The organism is Aquimarina acroporae, assembly GCF_023195925.1.
Lineage (GTDB): Bacteria > Bacteroidota > Bacteroidia > Flavobacteriales > Flavobacteriaceae > Aquimarina > Aquimarina acroporae.
Genome location: NZ_JALPRE010000009.1, coordinates 107,320 through 126,017 on the forward strand (window position 1 = coordinate 107,320; position 18,698 = coordinate 126,017).

The window sequence follows — 18,698 nt, forward strand, 5'->3', positions numbered from 1 at the left end:
ATGTCAGACGACGTAGCAGCTATCGAAAAACTGGTTAAAAAACATGCTGAGCTCAAAAAAGAAATCTCCAAAGTCATTATTGGGCAGGAAAAGGTAATAGATCAAATACTTATTTCTGTTTTTTCTGGAGGACATGCATTGCTTATTGGTGTGCCTGGTTTGGCAAAAACACTTATGGTAAACACCATTTCGAAGGCTCTAGGTCTTGATTTTAAACGTATACAATTTACTCCCGATCTTATGCCCAGTGATATTCTAGGTAGTGAAATTCTGGATGAAACTCGTCATTTTAAGTTTATTAAAGGGCCAGTATTTTCTAATATCATTTTGGCTGATGAGATAAATCGTACACCTCCCAAGACGCAGTCCGCTTTATTAGAAGCTATGCAAGAAAGAGCCGTTACTGTTGCTGGTCACCATTACAACTTGGATCTTCCTTATTTTGTGCTTGCTACTCAAAACCCGATAGAGCAAGAAGGAACATACCCTTTACCAGAGGCTCAGTTGGATAGATTCATGTTTGCGATAGAATTAAAATATCCTAGTTTTGAAGAAGAGGTTGAGGTTGTAAAAAGTACCACAGGAGATTCCAACAAAACGATTAATCCTCTATTTACGGCTCAGGAAATAATAGATTTTCAACATTTAATTCGGCGCATACCTGTAGCCGACAATGTTATAGAATATGCCGTTGGAATGGTTGGAAAAACTAGACCTAATTCCGATAAGGCTACCGAATTGGTGAAAAATTACATCGATTGGGGAGCTGGTCCTCGTGCTTCGCAAAATTTGATTCTTGCTGCCAAAGCAAATGCTGCAGTAAGAGGAAAATTCTCTCCAGACATAGAAGATGTGCAAGCTGTTGCAATGGGGATTTTAAGACACCGTATTATAAAAAACTACAAAGCCGAGGCCGAGGGTGTAAGCGTAGAAGATGTGATCAAAAGTTTGTTCTAGAATTTTTGATGTTACTCTTTCTTAAATGTTTCCTAATAAATTAAACCTTCATTTGTTTTTAAGGTCTTACCTCTACTAAACCTTAAATAATATAATAATGAGAAGTATTTTAGTAGTTGTATTCGCGTTGATGTGTTCGGTTTTTATATCCAATGCTCAATCTGAAGAGGCACTTGGTAAAAGAGGTAAAAAAATGACAGAGTTTTATGAGAGCCTTTCAGAAGATCAAAAAAGCCTTTTTGATAATCAGAAAGAGTTAAGAGAACAGCATAAAGCAGACATAGAAGCTACTTTTAGTGAGGAACAACTTGAGATTGTAAACAATGATGATCTTTCAAAAAGAGAAAGAAGAAAGGCGTTGATGCCTACAATGACAGAGGATCAACGTAAAATGGTTAAATCTCATCGTGAAACAATGCGTTCGAACAATGAATCGTTTAAAGCTTCATTGTCTGAAGAGCAATTGTTGGCCTATGAAAATTTAAGAAAAAGAAAGAAAGGCAAAAAACGAGGTGGCAGACACTAAAGAGTAAAAAGTAAAAATGTAGAAAGTGGAGTCTTTTGGGGCTCCACTTTTTCTTTTTTAGCAATGAATTAGACTTTTTTTTACTACTTCACTACAACGTTTTCGTAAAATGAAAATTAGAGCCATTATTTATTAGTATTTTTTTTAGTGAATTAACATTTTTGATTAACTGATTTTGCGAATTTGAAGAAATGAATTGCTTATTTTTTTGAAAAATGAAAAAACAAGGCATTAGGACTATTCATTTAATAAAAATCCTTTAAAATTCGTATTTTCGTCAGACTTTTTTGATGCATAACACACAACGAAATAACACAGGCTTAAGATTTTTAAAACGCGAACAAAATGTAAGGATTTTGTTGATTTCGCAACAGAGGTTATAAACTGTAGCGATTATATATAGGTTTAAATTTGATAACCTTATGCAAAAGAGAAAAGAATGTATATGTGCTAGTTACATATAGAAGATTAATATTTAGAATTCTATTATTTATTATATGAACACTTATAACGATTACATCAAGGAAATTGAAGAAAGAAAATCCCTTGGTTTGCACCCTAAACCAATTGATGGAGCAGAGTTATTAAGCGAAATAATTTCGCAGATTAAAGATAAAAATAACCCGCATCGAGAGGATTCTCTTCACTTTTTTATTTACAATACATTACCCGGTACAACTAGTGCTGCTGGGGTAAAGGCTAAGTTTTTAAAAGAAATTATTCTTGGTGAATCTGTTATTGAAGAGATTTCAAGGGCTTTTGCTTTTGAGCAATTATCTCATATGAAAGGAGGTCCTTCTATTGAAGTGCTATTAGATTTAGCATTAGGAGAGGACACAGAAATAGCTATGGAAGCGGCTAAGGTGCTAAAAACTCAGGTATTTCTTTATGAAGCAGATACCGAACGTTTAGAAGGAGCGTATAAAGCAGGAAGTGAGATTGCGAAGGACATTATAGAAAGTTATGCCCAAGCAGAGTTTTTTACCAAACTACCCGAAGTTGATGAAGAAATAGAAGTAGTAACATATATTGCTGGAATAGGTGATATTTCTACCGATTTACTTTCTCCAGGAGCAGATGCGCACTCAAGATCAGATCGCGAGTTACACGGTCAATCGATTTTTGAACATAATAAAGAAATGCAAAAGGAAGTGTTGGCTCTTAAGGAGCAACATCCTGATAAACGTATTATGTTGATCGCAGAAAAAGGAACAATGGGAGTTGGTTCTTCAAGAATGTCTGGGGTAAACAATGTAGCATTATGGACCGGTGTAAGTTCTAGCCCTTATGTGCCGTTTATCAATATTGCTCCGGTAATAGCAGGTACCAATGGAATTGCTCCAATTTTCTTAACTACAGTTGGAGTAACCGGAGGAATCGGTATTGATTTAAAAAACTGGGTAAAGCAGAAAGATGAAAATGGAAATACTATAGTTGATGAAGATGGGGAACCAGTGTTAAAACAAGTATATTCTGTTGAAACAGGTACTGTTCTTACCATAAATACAAAAGAAAAGAAGCTGTATAGCGGGAATCAAGAATTAAAAGATATTTCAACGGCTTTAACACCTCAAAAACTAGAATTCATAAAAGCTGGTGGATCTTATGCAGTAGTTTTTGGGAAAAAATTACAAACGTTTGCTTGTAAGGTTTTGGGTGTAGAAGTTCCTCAGGTATATGCACCTTCAAAAGAAATTTCTATAGAAGGACAAGGATTAACAGCTGTAGAAAAAATCTTTAATAAGAATGCTGTTGGAACTACACCGGGTAAAACATTGCATACAGGTTCTAATGTTCGTGTTGAAGTGAATATTGTAGGTTCTCAAGATACTACGGGATTAATGACTTCTCAGGAACTAGAGATGATGGCCGCAACAGTAATTTCTCCAATTGTAGATGCTGGGTATCAATCAGGTTGTCATACAGCTTCAGTATGGGATGATAAGTCAAAAGCCAATATTCCAAGGTTAATGAAATTTATGAACGACTTTGGATTAATTACAGCACGTGATCCTCAAGGTGTTTATCATTCAATGACAGACGTAATTCATAAAGTGCTTAATGATATTGCAGTAGATGATTGGGATGTTATTATTGGAGGAGATTCACATACCAGGATGTCTAAAGGTGTTGCATTTGGAGCTGATTCAGGAACAGTAGCATTAGCACTAGCAACAGGAGAAGCAACAATGCCAATCCCAGATTCTGTAAAAGTTACTTTTAAAGGGGATATGAGAAGTTTTATGGACTTCCGTGATGTAGTTCACGCTACCCAGCAACAGATGTTAAAGCAATTTGGTGGTGAAAATGTATTCCAAGGAAGAATTATTGAAGTACACATAGGTACCTTAACCTCTGACCAGGCTTTTACATTTACAGATTGGACAGCAGAGATGAAAGCAAAAGCTTCGATTTGTATTTCAGAAGATGAAACCTTAATCGAGTCACTAGAGATAGCAAGAGACCGTATCCAGATCATGATAAAGAAAGGAATGGATAACGAGAAACAAGTTCTTAAGGGTCTGGTTGATAAAGCTAATAAAAGAATCGAGGAGATTAAGACTGGAACGAGACCTACCTTAAGGCCTGATGCCAATGCAAAATACTATGCAGAAGTTGTTATCGATCTAGATGAAATTGCAGAGCCTATGATCGCCGATCCAGATGTTAATAATGATGATCCTTCTAAGCGTTATACTCATGATACAATTCGTCCATTATCTTACTACGGAGGAACTAAGCAAGTAGATTTAGGTTTTGTAGGGTCTTGTATGGTGCATAAGGGAGATATGAAGATCTTGGCACAGATGTTAAAAAATATCGAGTCTAAGGAAGGTAAAGTAGAATTTAATGCTCCTTTAGTTGTTGCTCCTCCAACATATAATATTGTTGATGAGTTGAAAGAAGAGGGAGATTGGGAAGTGCTAGAAAAATACTCTGGATTTGTATTTGACGATAATGCTCCAAAAGGATTGGCTCGTACTAAATATGAAAACATGTTATATCTGGAGCGTCCAGGATGTAACCTTTGTATGGGTAATCAAGAAAAAGCAGAGCCCGGTGATACAGTAATGGCTACTTCAACTCGTTTATTCCAGGGAAGAGTGGTTAAAGATTCTAACGAGAAAAAAGGAGAATCACTGTTATCATCAACTCCAGTAGTAGTACTTTCTACAATTTTAGGCAGAACTCCTACTATGGAAGAATATGAGGCAGCTGTAGATGGTATTGTATTGACAAAGTTTAAACCATCACAAAAGGAATTGGTTATATAACCAGTTGTCTATTTGCATAATTAAAAAGCCTTAGTAAAAACTAAGGCTTTTTAGTTTTTGGGTAGTAATAAGTTTGTTTGGAATAAATAATTAAACCTTGTTAGGTGGTTGTTTTGGAGAAATCTCCTTTTTTTTATAATCATTCTATATTCAAACTACCGTTTCGTAGTCATACTATATTTCGTATCTTACAATACTTAATAGATACTAACGGAAATATATAAAAGTCTTATGGCATTTGATATTAATATGATTAAAAAGGTATATGCCCAGGTTGCAGAAAGAGTGGATGCAGCGCGTGAGGTAACCGGCAAACCTTTAACTTTGGCAGAGAAAATTTTGTATTCACATCTTTGGGATGGTAAAGCAAAAAATGCTTTTACGCGAGGGAAAGATTATGTAGATTTTGCACCAGACCGTATTGCTTGTCAAGATGCTACTGCACAGATGGCGTTGTTACAGTTTATGCAAGCGGGAAAGAAAAAGGTTGCAGTACCTACCACAGTGCACTGTGATCACTTGATACAGGCAAAAGTAGGAGCAACGGTAGATTTGCAAACTGCTCTAAATAATAGTAACGAGGTATTTAATTTTTTGGAATCTGTATCCAATAAATATGGTATTGGTTTCTGGAAACCTGGAGCTGGAATTATTCACCAGGTAGTTTTAGAAAATTATGCATTTCCTGGAGGAATGATGATTGGTACCGATTCTCACACTGTAAATGCTGGAGGATTGGGAATGGTGGCTATCGGTGTTGGTGGAGCTGATGCTGTAGATGTAATGGCGGGAATGCCTTGGGAATTGAAGTTTCCTAAATTAATAGGAGTAAGACTAACGGGTAAACTATCGGGTTGGACAGCTCCTAAAGATGTAATTCTAAAAGTAGCAGAAATCCTTACCGTAAAAGGAGGAACAGGTGCTATTGTAGAATATTTTGGTCCCGGTGCTACATCTATGTCGTGTACAGGTAAAGGTACCATATGTAATATGGGAGCAGAAATAGGAGCTACTACATCTACATTTGGATATGATGAGTCGATGGAACGTTATTTACGAGCTACAGATAGAGCAGATGTAGCAGATGCTGCAAATGCTGTAAAAGAATATCTTACTGCCGATCCAGAGGTATATGAAAATCCAGAGCAATATTTTGATCAGGTAATAGATATTAATCTTTCAGAGCTTGGTCCATTGTTGAACGGACCGTTTACCCCAGATTTATCTACTCAGGTAGGTAAAGCTATGACAGAAAAGGCAACAGCCAATGATTGGCCACTAAAAGTGGAATGGGGACTCATAGGTTCGTGTACAAACTCTTCCTATGAAGATTTATCCCGAGCTTCTTCAATAGCACAGCAGGCATTGGATAAAGGGTTAAAAACAAAAGCAGAGTTTGGAATCAACCCTGGTTCTGAGCAAGTGCGTTATACTGCAGAAAGAGATGGAATTTTAAGTGTTTTTGAAAAACTGGATGCCAAAATCTTTACAAATGCGTGCGGTCCTTGTATAGGACAATGGGGGCGTTATGAAGATCCTAAAAATGCCCCTAAAAACAGTATTGTTCATTCATTTAATAGAAATTTTGCCAAACGTGCCGACGGTAATCCAAATACACATGCGTTTGTAGCCTCTCCAGAGCTAACAGCTGCAATTGCAATAGCAGGGCGTCTGGATTTTAATCCTATTACTGATAAGTTACTTAATGAAGATGGACAAGAAGTGATGTTAGATGAACCAACAGGATGGGAATTACCTCCAAAAGGTTTTGAAGTGAAAGAGAATGGTTATCTGGAACCTGTTGAAGATGGAAGTGGAGTAGAAGTGGTAGTTGATCCAAATTCTGAACGGTTAGAGCTATTAACTCCCTTTGAACCTATTGGAAATGAGATTAAAGGCGCTAAATTATTAATCAAAGCATTTGGTAAGTGTACCACAGACCATATATCAATGGCAGGACCATGGTTACGATATAGAGGACATTTAGATAATATATCTAATAACTGCTTGATAGGGGCTGTAAATGCGTATAACAAGAAAACAAACTTTGTTAAGAGTCAGTTAGATGGAGATTATGATGGTGTGCCTACAGTACAACGAGCATATAAAGCTGCAGGAGTTCCTACTATTGTGGTAGGAGATCATAATTATGGTGAAGGTTCTTCTCGCGAGCATGCAGCAATGGAACCTAGACATTTGGGAGTAGTAGCTGTAATTGTGAAGTCATTTGCCCGTATCCATGAAACAAACCTTAAAAAACAAGGAATGTTAGGATTAACATTTGACAATGAAAATGATTATGATTTAATTCAGGAAGATGATACGTTCAATTTCTTAGATTTAGATCAATTTGCACCTAATAAACAGCTCACTTTGGAGATGGTACATGCAGATGGTTCCAAAGACACTATTAAATTAAATCATACGTATAATGATTCTCAAATAGAATGGTTCAAAGAAGGTTCTGCGTTAAATTTGATTAAGAAGCAGAATGCTTAACATATAATCAGTATTTATTTTTTTAAACTCCTGAAATAAAATCAGGAGTTTTTTGTTTTTTAGTGTAAGGAATACTAGTGTTTTACGACGTAAATTTTAACTAACATCTAAACACAATCATCATGAGTGCTATCTGGTTCTTCGAGGATGCAAATCTCTTTAAGGTATTGTGCCCTCATAAGTTCAAAAAATACAAGAAAGATCACGATTTCGACGCTTACAGAAAAAACGACTACATCTATTTTGAAGAAGACTCCGCTAACAAAGTTTACCTAATAGAGAATGGAAAAGTAAAAATCGGTTATTATGCAGAAGATGGTCATGAGGTGGTTAAGGCTATTTTAACTAGAGGAGAAATTTTTGGAGAAAAAGCAATCCTTGGAGTTAATAAAAGAACTGAATTTGCACAATCGGTAGATAATAAAACATCAATTTGCCCAATAGGTGTAGATACCATGCATGGTTTAATGAGAGATAATCAATCTTTCAGTTTACGGATATATAAGTTTATTGGTCTACGTTTCAGAAGACTGGAAAGAAGATTGCAATTGCTTCTTTTTAAAGACACAAAAACAAGACTCTTGGAGTTTTTAAATGAACTTAAAGAAGATTATGGACATTGTTGTCCAGATACCGGTGATATGGTAATCGAACATCCTTATACTCAAAAAGATATTGCCAATTTGATAGGAACTTCAAGACCTACATTAAATATTATTCTCAACGAGCTCAAAGAATCCAATATTATTGACTTCAGTCGAAAAGAAATTAGATTGAAAAATGTTGCCTAATGTAAGCTACCTAACATTTTAAAAAGTTAGATGTAGATAATTTTATGATCTAATAATCATAAAAACAAAAGCAATGTTTAAAAAATTAGTTTTGGGGGTTTTAGCAATTGGTGTAATTGCAACCTCTTGTAATGACGACGACGATAGCATTCCAGCTGCAGAGGCCGGGACAATTGCCGGAGGTCCATTCGAATTTGATGTAGATGGAGAGCCTGATATGGTTTCTGGGGTTACCTTGGATGCTACCAATGCTATAGGTGACAGTAGTGTATGGATCATTACAGATGATCAAGGTTTGATTTTAGGTATGCCACCAACAATTGAGGCGGTTGAAGGTGTAAATTTTGATGATGCAGGAGCGGGTACATGTTTGATTTGGTATGCTAGATATAATGGAAGCGTTACAGGTCTAGAAATGGGAATGAATGCAAATGATGTAGAAGGAGATTTTGATCTTTCAAATTCTATTGAAGTGGTTCGTAATCAAGTAGTAAATGCAGGTAAAATAGCGGGAGGTCCTTTTGAGTTTAGTGTTGCAGACGGAACACCAGATATGGTTTCTGGAATAACGCTAGATGATACCAATGCTTTTGGAGATAACAGTACTTGGGTGATTACCGATGGAGATGGAATGATTTTAGGCCTTCCAGGGACATTAGAAATGGTTGAAGGTGTTGATTTTGATGGTGCTGGCGATGGTTTGTGTTTAATTTGGTATGCTAGATATAATGGTACTGTTACCGGTTTAGAAATGGGAATGAATGCAAATGATGTTACCGGTGAATTTGATCTTTCAAACGCTATAGAAGTGGTTCGTAATCGAGTAGCAAATGCTGGTAGTATTGCCGGTGGCCCTTTTAGTTTCGATGTTGATGGAGATGCTGATATGGTTTCTGGAATTACCTTAGATTCTAGCGAAGCGTTTGGAGAAAATAGTACATGGATTATTACTGATGACCAGGGGGTTATTTTGGGATTACCAGGTACTCTGGAAATGGTAGAGGGTGTGAATTTTGACGATGCAGGTGCTGGTACGTGTTTGATTTGGTATGCTAGATATAACGGAACTGTTACAGGTTTGGAAATGGGAATGAATGCCAACAATGTAGAAGGAGATTTTGCACTTTCGAATTCGATAGAAGTAGTTCGTAATCAAGTAGTAAATGCTGGTAAAATTTCTGGAGGTCCTTTTACTTTTAGTGTAGGAGATGGTACACCAGATATGGTTTCTGGAATTACACTGGATGATACTAATGCATTTGGAGATAACAGTACTTGGGTTATTACAGATGATCAGGGAGTAATTTTAGGGTTACCAGGAACTTTAGCAATGGTAGAAGCTAATGATTTTGATGGGGCAGGAGATGGAACATGTTTAATATGGTATGCTAGATATAATGGAATGGTAACAGGTTTACAAGCTGGGATGAATGCCAATGACGTTACAGGAGATTTTGATCTTTCTAATTCTATTGAAGTGATTCGCAATCAGGTTGCAAAGGCAGGAACGATTTCAGGAGGGCCGTTTACTTTTACTGCTGGAGATGGAACACCAGATATGGTTTCTGGAATTACTATAGACAGCTCTAACGCGTTTGGAGAAAATAGTACATGGATTATAACAGATGATCAAGGTGTGATTTTAGGATTACCTGCTACTTTGGCAATGGTAGAAGCTAATAATTTTGATGGAGCAGGAGCAGGAGTATGCTTGATCTGGTATGCACGATATAATGGAACAGTTACAGGTTTAGAAGCGGGAATGAATGCAAATGACGTTATGGGAGATTTTGCACTTTCTAACTCTATACAGGTGACCCGAAACTAAACTAAATAAAACACAATGTCATAATGATTTTCATTCGAACTGAATGGCGATTCATTTCTTTTAAGAAGAGTATCAAAATAGTTCGTTGTTTTTTTGTTAGTTTTAAAGCGCAATCTACGATTGCGCTTTATTAATTTATAGATTTGTAAAGGATATAGAACATTTAATAAAACGCTTAATGAAATTGAATAAGAAAAAGATATCTAACCTAATTTTTGTAATAATATTAGTATTATTTTTTATTCCTAATACCCGAGGAATGATGCAGATATTTTTGACCAGAATTTTTTCTTTTAGTCCCGGGCTAGTAGCGGTAGAAGAAAGGGTGAAAGTTGAGTCCTATGATTGGAAACTACATGGTGTGAATACCGAATCTATGAATTTTGATACCGCTCAAGGTAAAGTTGTACTGCTTAATTATTGGGCAACCTGGTGTCCTCCTTGTATTGCAGAGATGCCTTCTTTGCAAAAGCTATATAATGACTATAAGGATAAAGTAGTTTTTGTGTTTTTAACCGAAGATGATGATCCAGAGCTGAATAAATTTATGAGTGATAAAGATTACTACTATCCTATTTATAGATCTTTATCATCGCATCCAGAACCATTTGTTCACAAACCTATTCCGGGAACTTATGTTATAGATAAGTCTGGGAATGTAATCATTCATAAAGTAGGAGCTGCTAACTGGAACAGCGATAGTGTTCGAGAAACACTGGATAAATTAATAGCAGAATAAAATATTTAAGCGCTGCTATTTTTTAAAATATTTAAAAGGCACTACCAACATTCCAAAGCATTCACCCTTTTCTTTTCCAATGTTTTTGTGATGTATTTTATGAGCTCTCCTCACTCCTTTGGCGTACCAATTATTGGCATTTCGAAACATTTTGAAACGCTGGTGAATAAATATATCATGAACCACAAAATAAGCAATTCCATAAGCTAAAATCCCTAAACCAATAGGAATTCCTATCCAAAAGGTTTCAGAATTATGAAATAATATACAAGACATACTTACAATGGCATAAAAAACAAAGAAAAAGTCATTTCGTTCCCACCAACTGTTGTGGTCCTTATGATGATGATCTTTGTGCAAAGACCATAAAAAACCATGCATCACATATTTATGAGTAAACCAGGCCATAAATTCCATAATAGAAAAAGCTGCAAGAAAAACGAGTATTTGGATGAGTAATTTCACGGTATGATATTTTATACAAAAATACGTTTAAATTAAGTTTAATCTGTAATCAAAATAGGATTTAGCAAGTAATCCAAATTTTTGATAATTAGGAACCCTGATTCTAGTATTTTTTATTTCTAAAGAAGGGGTTCTTTTCAATTTATTTAGAAGCTTTTTATAGTAAATAAAAGCTGTGTATACTCCAAATTTAGCTTCTACGGGTAGTTTTAAGATACCGGTTAACCCTCTTTCAAAATCATCTTCAATTTCGTTAATGATTCTAAGTTTAGCCTCTTCGTCTAATTGTCTTAAATCGGTATTAGGGAAATACGTTCTGTTTAAATCTTCATAATCTGCTTTTAAATCTCTCAGGAAATTCACTTTCTGGAAAGCCGATCCCAGATGCATTGCGCTATCTTTAAGGTCATTATATTTTTGTTCGTCTCCTTTTACAAAAACCTTAAGGCACATCAGTCCTACCACATCTGCAGAGCCATAGATATACTCTTTATATTCTTCGTTCGTAAGATAGTCGGTTTTATGTAAATCTAATCGCATGCTTTTCATGAATGCTTCATAAAGCTCAGGTTGTATATTGTATTGATGAACTGTTTTTTGAAAGGCATTTAGAATAGGATTTAGACTAATCTTATGTTCTATAGCCTTATACATTTCTTCTTCGAAGTCATTAAAAAGATGCTCTTTATTATAATCGTGAAAAGTGTCCACAATTTCGTCGGCAAATCTTACAAAACCATAAATATTGTAAATATCTTGTCTTATGGAATCCGATAGCATTTTTGAAGCCAAAGAGAAAGAAGTGCTATAAGAATTGGTAACAATTTTACTACAATCAAACGATACTGTGTCAAAGATAGCTTTCATAGGAATGAGGGTTTAAGATATTTGTGTATTTAAGTTAGGTAAGAACTTTTTCGAGTTCTTTTATTTGTTTACTGTATTGGTTGTCAATCAATCCTGCTACCAGCTTACCTGAGATTAAAGAAGGGGGGACACCGGGTCCTGGTACAGTGAGCTGACCAGTAAAAAATAAATGTTCAACTTTTTTACTCTTCAGCTTAGGTCTAAGAAATGCGGTCTGCAATAGTGTATTGGCCATTCCGTAAGCATTTCCTTTGTATGAATTATATTCTTTAATGAAATCTTTAACACAAAAGCTTTCTTTAAAGATAATATTATTTTTAACATTTTGTTCTGTTAATGCCTCGAAGCGTGTAATTATTTTGTCAAAATATTGCTCACGTAATTTTTCTGTGTCTTCAATTCCTGGAGCTAATGGAATCAGGAAAAAACCATTTTCATTACCTTCCGGAGCAGTGCCAGGATCTGTTAATGAGGTGAAATTGGCGTAGAATAGAGGTTCTTCAGGCCATCTAGGTTCGTCATATATATCCTTGGCATGTTTGTCAAAATCCGTATCAAAAAACAAGTTATGGTGATGTATGTTTTTTAATTTTTTATCAAACCCTACATAGAAGAGTAGAGAAGAAGGTGCAAATGTCTTTTGTTCCCAATATTTTTCAGAGTATTGCCTGTATTTATTATCTAATAAAGATTCTCCATGATGATAATCGGCTCCACAAACGACAATATCGGCATCTATTTCATTAGCATTAACCATAATACCCGTTGCTATACCGTCTTCCACTATAATCTTATCTACATTGGCATTGGTATGAATTTTAACACCTAAAGATTTAGCCAATTTCTCCATTCCGAGTATTACTTGATACATTCCACCTCTGGGATGCCAAGTTCCAAGTCCGAAATCAGCATAATTCATAAAGCTATAAAATGCTGGGGTATCACTTGGTTTGGCACCTAAAAATAAAACAGGAAACTCAAGAATTTGTATTAATTTTTCATTGGTAAACTCTTTTCTTACCTCCTTAGAAATAGTACTGAAAAATTGTCCAACTCTTTGTATGGTTTCTTTGGTTACTAGTTCAAGAGGAGAGACTCCAGGTCTGTAGACCAAGTTTTTTATAGCAATATCATAATTGTTACGAGCAGTGGCAATGAATTTTTGCAACTTTATCGAACTACCTTTTTCTTCGGCTTCAAAAGCTCTGTATATTTTTTCAAGAGTATCTTCTATAATAATGCTTTCTTTTTCTTTGAAAAATACTTTATATGCCGGATTTAGCTTATCTAGTGTGTAATAATCGGATACCAATGTGTCAAAATCTTTGAAAAAACTCTCAAAAACATCAGGCATCCAATACCACGAAGGGCCAATATCGAAAGTAAAGCCCTCTTTCTTCAACTGTCTTGCTCTTCCGCCTATAGTGCTGTTTTTTTCATAAATCTCAACATTATACCCAATTTGGGCCAAATAACAAGACGCAGAAAGAGAAGAGAAACCAGATCCAATGATTACTATTTTTTTAGACATAATGAAAAGCAGATTAAAGTTCTGTGATTAAAGAACTTATAGATTCAAAATAACGATGATTAGGGGCACTGCTATGAGAAACGTGCATAATTTGTTTTCCGAGCATCCAAAACTCGCTCACGCGTTCCTCGCAAATTATTTTATTGAAGTCTTCTACGTATCGGCTGATATTATCTTTTTCTGGTTTAATGGTGAAATAAGAAACGAATACCGTGTTTTCATGAAAGGCAAGCATGTTGGGTAAACTATCTAGAGGAATACTGGGTCCCAAATAAATTGCTTTGTATCCATGTAATAAAATTTCATAATTTATATAAAGTAGACCTAATTCGTGTATTTCATTTTCTGGTAGGAAAAGAATAAAAGCCTTTTCCTTTTTTGTTGGCGTGGCGTACTGAAGCTTCTCAATATTCAGAAGTAATTTTTGCTTTATTAGATTCGTAACAAAATGCTCATGAGCAGGACTTATCGTATCTGTTTGCCATAATAGTCCTATCTCCTTTAGTAATGGAATAAAAATATCAATGAAAATTTGTCTAAAATTTCTTCGCTGCTCTAATTGTTCATAAGTGCCCAGAAAAAGTTCCAGATCATAATTAAGCATAGCAATTTTAAAAGAATTAATTGCTTGATTTTTTGTGCTATTATCAGAAACAATACTTCTAACGTACTCATTTATTTCTTGCTCGTCTAATTTTGAAATTCTAGAAATCTTATAACCGCTATTCACCAAATAAGTAACATTAAGTAGTTTTTGTAAACTTTTTAAGTTATAGGTTCTAATATTGGTTTGGGTTCGATCTGGTGATAATAGGTTGTATCTTTTCTCCCAAATCCTTATGGTATGGGCTTTGACTCCGCAAAGATTTTCGAGGTCTTTAATACTGAATGTTTGTTTAATGTTGTTCACCTTTTTCTAAAAATTCTTAAACAAACTTAGTTAAAAGAATTCATTTATTATTTCATTATATGTTAAAATAACATCTTTTTTTGTTAAAAAAAGGTCTTTTGTTAATAAATAATTGGAACGTTGTTTTACTCTTGAGCCCTTTTCAAACCATATTCTGGGCTTTTTTTTAGGAGAAAAAAAATACAATTTTGTATATTTAACATACTCTTAAGACAGTGAAGTGTGAATTCATAAAGTGCAGTTATTAGCTATTTTCAAAAATTAAAACTTTATCTATGAAAAAAATTATTGTTTTTTGTTTGAGCTTTGTTTTTCTGGTTTCTTGTAAATCTAATGGGAATTCTGATGGGAAATCGACCGATGGTATTGAGTTACCAAAAGAGCTAAGAGTTATTAAAGGAAAGGTTGTGGATCGAAAGAAAAAGAAAGTTCCTTACGCTGCTGTAAAATTGTATCTGGATGACAATGATTGTATGTATGCCTACACGGGAGAAGATGGTTCTTTTGAATTCGAAGTTGAGGAGTTAAGAATAAAGGATCAAACACATTTTGAAGTAGTGTATACAGGTTTTGCTAAAAATATGTTGTCATTACGTAATTTTGAAAATGGCGGTTCGATTGTAATGAGTACAAAAGGAAACGTAATACCAGTAGCAGAGTATAATGTCTTTTATGAAGCTATAAAAAGCTGTTCTAAGTAATTTCAAAAGAGTTAAAAATGGCCTCTAAAGTAAAAGAGTGCCCAGAGCGGGAGTCGAACCCGCACGCCCTAATGGACACATGGCCCTCAACCATGCCTGTCTACCAATTCCAGCACCTGGGCAAATCTCAAAAGAGCAATTATAATATAGTGCTAAACTAAAAAAGTATCGCAATATACGATACTTTTTAGTGACCAGGCTGGGGCTCGAACCCAGGACCCTCTCCTTAAAAGGGAGATGCTCTACCAACTGAGCTACCTGGTCATTAAACATCTTTTAAGATTTTAAAAGAACTCAAAATAACTTTCGTTATTTCTTGTGACTTGGCTGGGGCTCGAACCCAGGACCCTCTCCTTAAAAGGGAGATGCTCTACCAACTGAGCTACCTGGTCATTAAACATCTTTTAAGATTTTAAAAGAACTCAAAATAACTTTCGTTATTTCTTGTGACTTGGCTGGGGCTCGAACCCAGGACCCTCTCCTTAAAAGGGAGATGCTCTACCAACTGAGCTACCTGGTCATTAAACATCTTTTAAGATTTTAAAAGAACTCAAAATAACTTTCGTTATTTCTTGTGACTTGGCTGGGGCTCGAACCCAGGACCCTCTCCTTAAAAGGGAGATGCTCTACCAACTGAGCTACCAAGTCTAATGCATCATCTATTTCCTGAATGCGGGTGCAAATATACTATCATTAATTTATTTTTCAAGAAGAATTTGATATAAATTTGTGTTTTATTTTTAATAACGTTTTTTTTACACATTTTAAACCTTAAAAAATAATTAATGATACTTGTGTTATTAGGCTATATGGGTAGTGGAAAGTCTTTGGTAGGCAGGAAGTTGGCAGAAGATAAAAAGTTTGAATATCTAGATTTAGACAATTATGTTGAGATTCAGGAAAAGAAAACTATTTCTCAAATTTTTAATGATAAAGGAGAGATATATTTTAGAAAAAAGGAGTCTGAGTATCTAAAGGAGGTTTTAGAAAGTAAAATAGATGTTGTAATTTCATTGGGTGGAGGGACACCATGTTTCGCTGGTAATATGGATCTTCTAAAAACATATTCTGATCTAAAAAGTATCTATTTGAATACTTCATTAGATGTGCTTACTGAAAGGTTATTTGTAGAAAAAGATAAACGTCCGTTAATTGCCCACATCAAAGAAGAGGAAGATTTAAAAGATTTTATTAGAAAACATCTTTTTGAAAGATCTTACTACTATAACCAGGCAGATGTAAGGGTAACTACAGATAATAAAGGAGCTTCCGAAATTAGTGTAGAGATTTGTGAAAACTTATTTTAAGATAGCTACATCCTCACTTCCAAATTTTACTTCTACATGTTCGTGAAGCGAAGTCGATAATGAAATTCCTTTAAAATCGGCCTTGATAGGATATTTTTTGTGATTTCTATTGACTAAAACAGCGGTTTTAAACATATGTAAAGGAACCTGTAAAAAATGATTTACGCCATAGATTAAAGCAGTACCTGAATTGAGAACATCATCGATAAGAACCAAAGATTTGTTTTGGTATTCTTCAGGTCGCAAAGAGGTTGTTACAGTGTTTTGAGGTGATTTTTTATTCATGGTAACTTTACACAAAAGAACTTTGATATCTGAGATGTTTTCGAGGATTGTTTTTAATCTTTCGGCAAAAATGTATCCATTATCGGCAATACCGGCAATAACGATTTCTTTTTCATTTACGTTTGTTTCATAGATCTGATAAGCGATACGTTTTATTTTATGTTGTATCTGCTCATGAGTTAGAATAATGTTATCGCTTTGCATGGATAATTTTATTGATTACTATTCGATGGGATAAAGATAGAAATTTGTAAAAAACAGTTTGATAAACTTTAAAAGGAAATCATTAAATAGTTTTTAAAAACTTTGGTGATCTAACTGTTACATGCTCACGATTCGCTTTCATTTTCGTCGTTTTTTTCAATGAACCAATCATCAATGTCTCTACGATCCTTTTTGGTTGGTCTTCCGGCTCCTTTTTTTCTGTAATAATCTTTAGAATATTTTAAAAGATCTAATTTTTGCAACGCTTCTTGCGGAGTTATGTCTTTACAATATATGTCGACGAGTTTGGCACCAACTCTGTTATCAGGTGTGTCCAAAACCATAAGCTCATAATTGATCTGGTTTTTGCGCACTGTTATCTTATCTGTTGGGTAGATTTCACGCGAAGGTTTAATAAGGTCTCCATTAACCCTTACTTTTCCTTCTTTACAGGCTTTGGTGGCTATACTTCTGGTTTTGAAGTATCGAATACACCATAAATATTTGTCAACTCGCATAAAAATTGTTTAAAATGCGTTTTATATTTAATAATAATAAAACAAAAGTACGAGAAAATCGTATCTTGCGCCTTCAAAAAAGTAATTCGATGAATTTTAGAAAGTATATTTTTGCTAGTGTATTGGCATTAGCAGCCTTATATGGATGTAGCAACGATGATGATGACGATGATAACAATGTAGAGCCAGAAAGAGATAGAGCTGAGCAACAAGCGAATGAAGACCCGCTCTTAAGAAGATATTTAGAAACACATTTTTATAGATTAGAAGATAATCCATCAAATCCCGACTATAAACTAGTTTTGTTTGATACTATTGCCGGAGAAAACAGTGGTAAACAAGCTTTAATAGATTCAGATTCATTAGAGACAAGAACAATTACTAGAGATGATGTCGATTATACATTATACATTTTAAATTTTCAAAAAGGAGCAAATGGTGAGAGAGCACCTTCTTTTGCAGATTCTACATTGGTGACTTATAGAGGTGAACTGTTATATGAAAATGTTGATCAGGATGGTGATGGTATTCCAGATAATGCAGATGTAGATGCAGATGGCGATGGAGCAGCAGATGTAGATGATGGTGTTACTCGAGTAGATTCTGATGGAGATGGTATTGCAGATAATGCCGATGTAGACTCTAATCCAGATGAGCCTGACACCGATGGAGATGGAATTATAGATGAGATTGATCAAGTAGATAATAATGATCCAAATAGAAGAGTGTTTGACAGTTCGATTACTCCAATTTGGTTTGATTTAGTATCTAATATTGAAGGCTTCAGAGAGGCGTTAACGGGTTATAAAGGAGCTTCAGGAAGTATGATTGGAGCAGATGGTACAGTAGACTTTGTAGATGACTTTGGAAACTTTACTGTATTTATCCCTTCTGGATTGGCTTACTTTAATTTGCCACCCATTGGTAGTGGAATAGGAACTTATAAATCTCTTATATTTAACATACAATTATATGCAATTAATGAATCCGATCATGATAATGATGGCATACCATCTTATCTTGAAGATTTAGATAATGATAGATTGGTGTTAGATAGTGATGATAATACAGATGAAGATGCTACGTTTAACTATCTTGATGTAGATGATGATGGAGACGGAACATTAACGAGTGATGAAATAACTGTAAATGATGCCAATAATGACGGTTTTATTAGTCTAGATGAGATTACCTTCTATGATGATGATGGAGATGGTATAAGTAATCATCTTGATGAAGATGATAGAGAGGTTAAAAATGATTAAAAAAAAAACTCCGGTACGAACCGGAGTTTT

The 18,698-nt window shown here is 34.9% G+C and carries 16 protein-coding genes and 5 tRNA genes; 10 read left to right on the forward strand and 11 right to left on the reverse strand.

Annotation, left to right across the window (positions count from 1 at the left end):
- From M0D21_RS14240 to M0D21_RS14270, 7 genes are all read left to right on the forward strand, one after another.
- Nucleotides 1–957 carry an AAA family ATPase gene (locus M0D21_RS14240; protein ID WP_248330666.1) on the forward strand — a complete coding sequence of 319 codons (957 nt, stop codon included), beginning with the start codon at nt 1–3 and terminating at the stop codon, nt 955–957.
- Nucleotides 958–1,054: 97 nt separating this feature from the next.
- Nucleotides 1,055–1,483, forward strand: coding sequence for a hypothetical protein (locus M0D21_RS14245; protein WP_248330668.1), 429 nt, complete (start codon nt 1,055–1,057; stop codon nt 1,481–1,483).
- Nucleotides 1,484–1,980: 497 nt separating this feature from the next.
- On the forward strand, nt 1,981–4,758 hold the full coding sequence (locus M0D21_RS14250) for a bifunctional aconitate hydratase 2/2-methylisocitrate dehydratase (RefSeq protein WP_248330670.1): 2,778 nt from the start codon (nt 1,981–1,983) through the stop codon (nt 4,756–4,758).
- Between the two features lie 231 nt (nt 4,759–4,989).
- The gene (locus M0D21_RS14255) at nt 4,990–7,257 is read left to right on the forward strand and encodes an aconitate hydratase (protein ID WP_248330672.1); all 2,268 of its coding nucleotides are present in this window, start codon (nt 4,990–4,992) and stop codon (nt 7,255–7,257) included.
- A 122-nt stretch (nt 7,258–7,379) separates the two neighbouring features.
- Nucleotides 7,380–8,048, forward strand: coding sequence for a Crp/Fnr family transcriptional regulator (locus M0D21_RS14260; protein WP_248330674.1), 669 nt, complete (start codon nt 7,380–7,382; stop codon nt 8,046–8,048).
- Between the two features lie 73 nt (nt 8,049–8,121).
- A complete protein-coding gene (locus M0D21_RS14265; protein WP_248330676.1) occupies nt 8,122–9,876 on the forward strand; it encodes a ligand-gated ion channel in 1,755 nt (584 codons plus the stop codon).
- Nucleotides 9,877–10,135: 259 nt separating this feature from the next.
- Nucleotides 10,136–10,615, forward strand: a complete 480-nt coding sequence (locus tag M0D21_RS14270) for a TlpA family protein disulfide reductase (RefSeq protein WP_248330678.1) — start codon at nt 10,136–10,138, stop codon at nt 10,613–10,615.
- A 15-nt stretch (nt 10,616–10,630) separates the two neighbouring features.
- On the opposite strand, the gene M0D21_RS14275 is transcribed toward M0D21_RS14270, so the two are convergent.
- Genes M0D21_RS14275 through M0D21_RS14290 form a run of 4 tightly spaced genes read right to left on the reverse strand, consistent with a single transcriptional unit; the run spans nt 10,631 to nt 14,388 of the window.
- On the reverse strand, nt 10,631–11,080 hold the full coding sequence (locus M0D21_RS14275; protein ID WP_248330680.1) for a sterol desaturase family protein: 450 nt from the start codon (nt 11,078–11,080) through the stop codon (nt 10,631–10,633).
- Nucleotides 11,081–11,107: 27 nt separating this feature from the next.
- Entirely contained in the window at nt 11,108–11,947 is an 840-nt protein-coding gene (locus tag M0D21_RS14280; RefSeq protein ID WP_248330682.1) for a phytoene/squalene synthase family protein, read from the reverse strand.
- 34 nt (nt 11,948–11,981) lie between these two features.
- Complete coding sequence (locus M0D21_RS14285) at nt 11,982–13,478, reverse strand: phytoene desaturase family protein (protein ID WP_248330684.1); 1,497 nt, start codon at nt 13,476–13,478, stop codon at nt 11,982–11,984.
- 13 nt (nt 13,479–13,491) lie between these two features.
- The gene (locus M0D21_RS14290) at nt 13,492–14,388 is read right to left on the reverse strand and encodes a MerR family transcriptional regulator (protein WP_248330686.1); all 897 of its coding nucleotides are present in this window, start codon (nt 14,386–14,388) and stop codon (nt 13,492–13,494) included.
- A gap of 275 nt (nt 14,389–14,663) precedes the next feature.
- Here M0D21_RS14290 and M0D21_RS14295 point away from each other — a divergent pair, with 275 nt between their 5' ends.
- Nucleotides 14,664–15,089: a hypothetical protein gene (locus tag M0D21_RS14295; RefSeq protein ID WP_248330688.1), complete on the forward strand. Its 426-nt coding sequence runs from the start codon at nt 14,664–14,666 to the stop codon at nt 15,087–15,089.
- Between the two features lie 38 nt (nt 15,090–15,127).
- On the opposite strand, the gene M0D21_RS14300 is transcribed toward M0D21_RS14295, so the two are convergent.
- The 5 genes from M0D21_RS14300 to M0D21_RS14320 all read right to left on the reverse strand — a co-directional run bounded on the left by M0D21_RS14300 (nt 15,128) and on the right by M0D21_RS14320 (nt 15,737).
- A tRNA-Leu gene (locus M0D21_RS14300) sits at nt 15,128–15,211 on the reverse strand.
- Nucleotides 15,212–15,280: 69 nt separating this feature from the next.
- Nucleotides 15,281–15,353, reverse strand: a tRNA-Lys gene (locus tag M0D21_RS14305).
- 55 nt (nt 15,354–15,408) lie between these two features.
- Nucleotides 15,409–15,481, reverse strand: a tRNA-Lys gene (locus M0D21_RS14310).
- A gap of 55 nt (nt 15,482–15,536) precedes the next feature.
- Nucleotides 15,537–15,609: transfer RNA gene (locus tag M0D21_RS14315), tRNA-Lys, on the reverse strand.
- A 55-nt stretch (nt 15,610–15,664) separates the two neighbouring features.
- Nucleotides 15,665–15,737 (reverse strand) — tRNA-Lys (locus tag M0D21_RS14320).
- Nucleotides 15,738–15,874: 137 nt separating this feature from the next.
- On the opposite strand from M0D21_RS14320, the gene M0D21_RS14325 reads away from it, so the two are divergent.
- A complete protein-coding gene (locus M0D21_RS14325; protein ID WP_248330690.1) occupies nt 15,875–16,396 on the forward strand; it encodes a shikimate kinase in 522 nt (173 codons plus the stop codon).
- On the opposite strand, the gene M0D21_RS14330 is transcribed toward M0D21_RS14325, so the two are convergent.
- Nucleotides 16,388–16,885 (reverse strand): phosphoribosyltransferase family protein, encoded by a 498-nt coding sequence (locus M0D21_RS14330; protein ID WP_248330692.1) that lies wholly within the window; start codon nt 16,883–16,885, stop codon nt 16,388–16,390. The two genes, M0D21_RS14325 and M0D21_RS14330, sit on opposite strands and share 9 nt — an antisense overlap.
- 125 nt (nt 16,886–17,010) lie before the next feature.
- Entirely contained in the window at nt 17,011–17,403 is a 393-nt protein-coding gene (locus M0D21_RS14335; protein WP_248330694.1) for an RNA-binding S4 domain-containing protein, read from the reverse strand.
- An 89-nt stretch (nt 17,404–17,492) separates the two neighbouring features.
- Here M0D21_RS14335 and M0D21_RS14340 point away from each other — a divergent pair, with 89 nt between their 5' ends.
- A complete protein-coding gene (locus M0D21_RS14340) occupies nt 17,493–18,668 on the forward strand; it encodes an FKBP-type peptidyl-prolyl cis-trans isomerase (protein WP_248330696.1) in 1,176 nt (391 codons plus the stop codon).
- The last annotated feature ends 30 nt before the right edge of the window (nt 18,669–18,698 follow it).